General features: G+C 42.8%; 3 protein-coding genes. 2 read left to right on the top strand and 1 reads right to left on the bottom strand.

The window, feature by feature from the left end:
• Positions 1-336: 336 nt before the first annotated feature.
• Together IM496_RS12600 and IM496_RS12595 are read left to right on the top strand one after the other, a co-directional pair.
• Positions 337-1,506 (top strand): HhoA/HhoB/HtrA family serine endopeptidase, encoded by a 1,170-nt coding sequence (locus tag IM496_RS12600; RefSeq protein ID WP_287662101.1) that lies wholly within the window; start codon positions 337-339, stop codon positions 1,504-1,506.
• Between the two features lie 500 nt (positions 1,507-2,006).
• On the top strand, positions 2,007-4,706 hold the full coding sequence (locus IM496_RS12595) for a DNA methyltransferase (RefSeq protein WP_287662099.1): 2,700 nt from the start codon (positions 2,007-2,009) through the stop codon (positions 4,704-4,706).
• Positions 4,707-4,903: 197 nt separating this feature from the next.
• Here the strand turns inward: IM496_RS12595 and IM496_RS12590 are convergent, their stop codons facing one another.
• Positions 4,904-6,007, bottom strand: coding sequence for a glycosyltransferase family 4 protein (locus tag IM496_RS12590; protein WP_287662097.1), 1,104 nt, complete (start codon positions 6,005-6,007; stop codon positions 4,904-4,906).
• Positions 6,008-6,203 lie beyond the last annotated feature (196 nt).

The raw sequence follows: 6,203 nt of genomic DNA, 5'->3' as shown, positions 1-6,203 counted from the left end.
CTGCATTATTCATGAAGACTTTGGAAAATCCTCGAAAGCCTTGGCAAGAAGTTCATCTAGCGATCTGGCTGAAAAACAGTCTGTTTTTTGAGATGTCCTCACAATCAGGTTTTTGCCAGTTGGTGAATAATGCAGGCTAAAAGCCTTATCCAACAAGGTTTTTAGATTTATTCAGCCAGCCCTAGTAAACGGCAAACCATGACCAAATCCGCCAGCAGACGGATTTGGTGTCAACCATCGATTTAATCGGAGCGATCGATTTGTTAGATTTTTAATAGTCGGTCTGTCAACCGATAGACAGAAACAGTTAAAACATCAGAATTCAGAGATCAAAGTATGAAACTTCCTACAGGGTTACGGCGAACTATTACCCATGCTTTGGCAACTTTTCTGGGAGTTATGCTCGGTTTTAGCAGTTTAGCGGCGGTAAATGCTCAAAATCTGCCCACTGCTGCCACCGATCTGGCCAGAATCCCCCCGGAGATGACGGCGGAAAGTTTTGTCGCTAAGGCAGTGGCCCGCACGGGTGCGGCAGTGGTGCGAATTGACACCGAAGCGATCATTACTCGTCCCAATAGCCCCTTTTTTGATGATCCTTTTTTTCAGGAGTTTTTTGGGGAACAGTTTCGTGTTCCCACCCAGCAGCGAGTGGCGGGCCAGGGATCGGGTTTTATTATCGATGGCAGTGGTTTAATCTTAACTAACGCCCATGTGGTCGATAATGCCGATAAGGTAACGGTAACTTTAAAAGATGGTCGTAGCTTCAAAGGAGAAGTACGCGGTACTGATGAGATCACTGATTTAGCCGTGGTGAAAATTAATTCCCAAGGGGAAAATTTACCTGTAGCCGTCCTCGGCAATTCCGCATCCATACAAGTGGGGGATTGGGCGATCGCTGTAGGCAATCCCGTGGGTCTAGATAATACGGTAACTTTAGGAATTATTAGCACGATCGGGCGATCGGCGGCTAAGGCGGGTATTCCCGATAAACGCATTGATTTTATCCAAACCGATGCCGCTATTAACCCGGGTAATTCCGGCGGTCCTTTACTCAACGCCCAAGGGGAAGTCATCGGTATCAATACGGCGATTCGTGCTGATGCCATGGGCATCGGTTTTGCCATTCCCATCGACCGGGCCAAACAGTTACAAGCGACCCTAGAATCAGGTCAAAAGGTGGCCCATCCCTATATCGGTGTGCAGATGGTTAACCTAACTCCCGATTTAGCCCGGGCGAATAATCAAAACCCCAATTCTCCCATGATCGTGCCGGAAGTGTCGGGAATTTTGGTGGTGAAAGTCCTACCCAATACCCCCGCCGAAAAAGCCGGCATCCGTCGCGGGGATGTGATTGTCAAAGCTAATAATCAACCGGTTAGCGATGGCACTGAGTTACAGGAAATGGTGGAAAAAACTGGAATCGGTCAATCTTTACCCCTCAGAATTAGAAGGGGGGAAAGGGCGCTCGATCTCACCGTAATCACCGCCCAAATGTCAAATCAGTAATCAGTAATCAGTTATTAGTTATCAGATGTAAGTTTTCAGTAGGGAGGCACAATTATTTGTAGGATGGGTTAGCGGTAGCGTAACATAATCGGGCGTTGGGTTTCATGCTTCAACCCAACCTAAGTTCATCTTATATTTAATTCTACCCACCCACTTAAGTTTTCAGTTCACTGTTTACTGTTCACTGTTCACTGTTCACTGAAAATACTCCCCATCAGCAAATCGGTTTTTTGGCGTTGTCAGATCAGAATAGGAAAGATGCAATGCAATCCTTAGAAAAATAGGTTTGAAACCCCGTCCTTCTAGGACGGCTTTATAGTAGAATCAGGGCAGCTAAGTTGACCTTAAAGGTGGGTGAAACTCCCAGGGGTGAACACCTGTGTTAAAAGGCGGCTGTCCGAACGGTTCGACAAAGCTTACCGTCCAACGGTGAGCTTCGGTGCGGTAGCACTTCAGACTCAGCCCCCACAAGCAAAGACTTTAAGCGAGTGAAGCAAAAGATGACTACTACCCTTGAAAGCTTACAAGAATTTATTGATTTTTGTCAACAGCATATTACTGGCAAAGAAAGGAAAGAAGCTCAGATTTTCCTAGACCGTTTCTTTCGAGCTTTTGGTCATAAGGGTGCGTTAGAAGCGGGTGCAACCTATGAGGAGGCGATTACTAAAGGTAGCAAGAAAGGTAAAACCGGATTTGCTGATTTAGTTTGGAAACCTCGTGTTTTAATTGAAATGAAAAAGCGAGGAGAAGATTTAAGTAAACACTATCCCCAAGCTTTTGAATACTGGAGTCGATTGGTTCCTAATCGCCCTCGCTATGTCTTATTATGTAATTTTGATCAGTTCTGGATTTTTGATTTTGATCTTCAAATAGATGAACCGGTAGATCGAGTAAATCTCAACGATTTGAAAAATCGGGTCAGTGCGTTCAATTTTATGGAAGTAGGGAATCGTACCCCTATCTTTCAGAATAATCAAGTCGAGATTACAGAAACGGCGGCGCGACGGATGGGTGAGTTGTTTCAACTGTTAAAAAAACGCGGTCATAAAAGCGGTTTTGATGAGTTGACGGCCCAGCGATTTATTTTGCAGTGTGTCTTGGCAATGTTTGCTGAGGATCGAGGATTATTACCGAGAGATTTATTTATTTCTTGTGTACAAGAGTGTCTAAATGGGGGCAATTCCTATGATGTCTTGGGGGGATTATTTCAACAGATGAACCAACCCGGAATTACCCCCGCTGGGAAGTATCAGGGAGTGGATTATTTTAATGGGGGACTGTTTAGTATAATTCATCCAATTCAATTAACTAATGAAGAATTAAGGTTTCTCGATGTGGCGGCGCGTCAGGATTGGAGTAAGATCCGTCCAGCAATTTTTGGTAATATTTTTGAGGGGACAGCTAATGCTGAAGAACGTCATACTTACGGGATGCACTTTACCTCAGAAGCGGATATTATGAAAATTGTTCGCCCAACTATTAGCCGTTACTGGGAGGAGAAAATTGAGCAAGCTGGGACGATTGGCGAGTTAAATACACTTCAGTTAGAATTACAGCAGTATAAGGTATTAGATCCGGCTTGCGGTTCGGGTAATTTTCTCTATGTCGCCTATCAAGAATTAAAGCGCATTGAACAGTTATTAATTGAAAAGATTGCTAACCGTCGTCGTTCTGCTAGTGACCAATTACAGATTAGTTTTGTTACGCCTAAACAGTTTTATGGAATGGATATTAATCCTTTTGCTGTAGAATTAGCGCGGGTGACTTTAATGATTGCCAGAAAGGTGGCGATTGATAAGTTTAATTTGACGGAAGCTTCTTTACCTTTGGATACTTTGGATAGTAATATTATTTGTGCTGATGCTTTGTTTACGGATTGGCAAAAAGCAGACGCAATTATCGGTAATCCTCCATTTTTGGGAGGTAAACACATGAGATTAAATCTCAGTGATGATTATGTTAATAGAGTGTTTGGAAGGTTTTCTGAGGTTAAAGACTCGGTTGATTTTTGTTCCTATTGGTTTCGTCTAGCACATGATCAATTAGATGAGAAAGGAAGAGCGGGTTTAGTTGGAACTAATTCTATTAGTCAAGGGAAAAGTCGTGTAGCAGCGTTGGATTATATTACTCACAATGGTGGACACATTCATGAGGCGATTTCTACTCAGCCTTGGTCTGGTGAGGCTAATGTTCATGTTAGTATTGTCAATTGGAGTAAAGTTGAACCAGTAAGTTATTATTTAGATAATCATTCAGTTTCTCAGATTAATTCTTCTTTAAAAGCGACTGTAGATGTTTCTCAATCTCCGCGATTAAAAGCTAATCTTAATCAATGTTTTCAAGGAGTGATTCCTGTTGGTAAAGGTTTTATTGTTACTGAAAAACAAGTCAATGAATGGATTAAACAAGATTCTAAAAATACAGATGTCCTTAAGTTGTTTTCAATGGGAGCAAATCTAGCCCAAAATCCTCACGGTAAGCCAGAACGCTGGATTGTTGATTTTAATGATATGAGTTTAGAGGATGCTAGTGAATATAAACTACCTTTTGAGCATATTAAAGTAAATGTTAAGCCAGAAAGAGAGCAAAATAGACGAGAAGTTACTAAACTAAACTGGTGGAAATATGGTGAAAAAAGACCAGCAATGAGAACAGCAATTACTTCCATTTCATGCTACTTTGCTGTTCCACGAGTCTCTAAATGGGCGGTTTTTATTCCAGCACCCCTTAACTGGCTTCCTGGAGATAAATCCGTAGTAGTTGCTTCCGATGATTATTATATCTTAGGTATTCTTTTATCTAACATTCACCGAACTTGGATGCAATCTCAAAAATCTACCCTGGGTCACACAACAGCCTACACTCATAACACCTGTTTTGAAACCTTCCCCTTTCCCCAGACACCTTCACAGGAACTTGTCGAAAAAATCCGTCAAACCGCCGGGGAATTACACGAATATCGTAGTCAACAGATGGAGAAAAAACAATGGGGAATCACCAAACTATATAACCAATTCTTTAACGAACCCAGTAGCCAACTGTATCAACTCCATCAGAAATTAGACAAGCTAGTAATGGAAGCCTATCACTTCCAAGCTGACGACGACATCTTAGAGAAACTATTAACCTTAAACCTGGAATTAGCAGAAAAAGAGAAGCGAGGAGAAACCGTCATCGGTCCCTGGTCCCCTTACTCTTAGATTGTAGAATTGCTAAAGAGTAATCGTCGGAGTTATTGGGTTGCGCTTGAGTATAGGCTAGTTAAGTAGCTGGTTATAATTAAATTAAAAATGGATTTTAGGTTTGATCCCCCCTGCCCCCCTTGATAAGGGGGGTGCGGATCCCCCCTGCCCCCCTTGATAAGGGGGGTTTCTGATAATTTTTAACGCCTACCTACTTAGATTAACTGCTCTAATTTTGCTTGTAAAGTCTTTTTGGCGAATTTATTTAGAGTTTGTTGACGCAACCATTGGGGGTGACAACGTTGATCCTGACCTGACAAAATTTCTAAACAAGCTTTAGCCACCTTTTCGGCATCTCGATAGGGAACGCGCCATCCCACCAAACCATCCTGCAGCGGCTCTGCTGAACCGTCCTCATCCCCAGAAATCACGGGAATACCACAGGCCATCGCTTCTAGGTAAACAATCCCGAATCCTTCCCGGGAAGGCATAACGTAAGCATCGGCCAAACGATAATGGTCGGCTAATTGCTCCGTGGGGACAAAACCGGCGAAAATTACCTGTTTATCGACTCCTAACTGCTTGGCTAAAGCTTCTAACCTTGGGCGATCGTCTCCTCGTCCGATAACTAGATATTTTACCTCGGGATAAGTCTCTAGAATTGTCGGCAGGGCCCGAATTGTCACATCTATCCCCTTATAGATATCCCCCGACCACAACCGGGCCACTGTTAATAAAACTTTGGCATTTTCTATATCATATTTTTTGATTAATGTCAAGGACTTTTCGCCTAAATTAAACTTTTCTTCATCCACCACACAGGGGAGAATTGCTACTTTTTTGGCATCGATAGCGTTGGCCTCACACATAAGATCGCGAGTATAACGGCTAATTGTCCAGATTGATGCGGCCGCTTGCAGGGCCTGTTTTTGGGAATTTGGTAAAGGATCCCAGACCTCATTACCGTAGGTGAGGACGGTGTAGGGGATGCCTAAAGCTTGACAGTAAAGACGGGTGAGGGGGGCTAAATTTATATGACCACAAAAAACCCGTTGGGGACGTTTCCGGAGGAGAGAAACTAAAAACTTAAGGGCTAATTGAATGCGTCCGAGAGTTACTGACTTATTTTTCAGGTAATGAAAGGTAATACCTTGATTTTTAAAAGGATTAGGGCAATCAGGGGCATCCCGTAGTAAAAAAACCTCCACTGCCTCGGAATCGGGTAAAGTCAGATAAGCTTGCAGGACATCCTTAATATAGGATTGAATACCGCCTTCTTGGCAAAAAATCTCTAAAAATAGGAAGATATGAGGCATCATAGAACGTCAGCGTCAAAAAGTTTTGGGTTTGGCGAAAAAATTTTCCCCGATCTTTGATCTGTACTATCGCACTTTCCTGATCTATTTCGATCGTTTCCCAAGTAATAGGTCCTAACCGCTAACAGTCCGAAAAAGAACAATCGGGTCGATATTCGGCTCTTCTAGGTTCTGTGTGATAAGTTTAACTTACATAGGA

Origin of the sequence: Microcystis sp. M049S2 (assembly GCF_020245625.1) — a bacterium.
Taxonomy (GTDB): Bacteria; Cyanobacteriota; Cyanobacteriia; order Cyanobacteriales; family Microcystaceae; genus Microcystis; species Microcystis ichthyoblabe_A.
The sequence above is the reverse complement of the archived record's forward strand: the minus strand, read 5'-3'. Positions and strand labels throughout refer to the sequence as shown.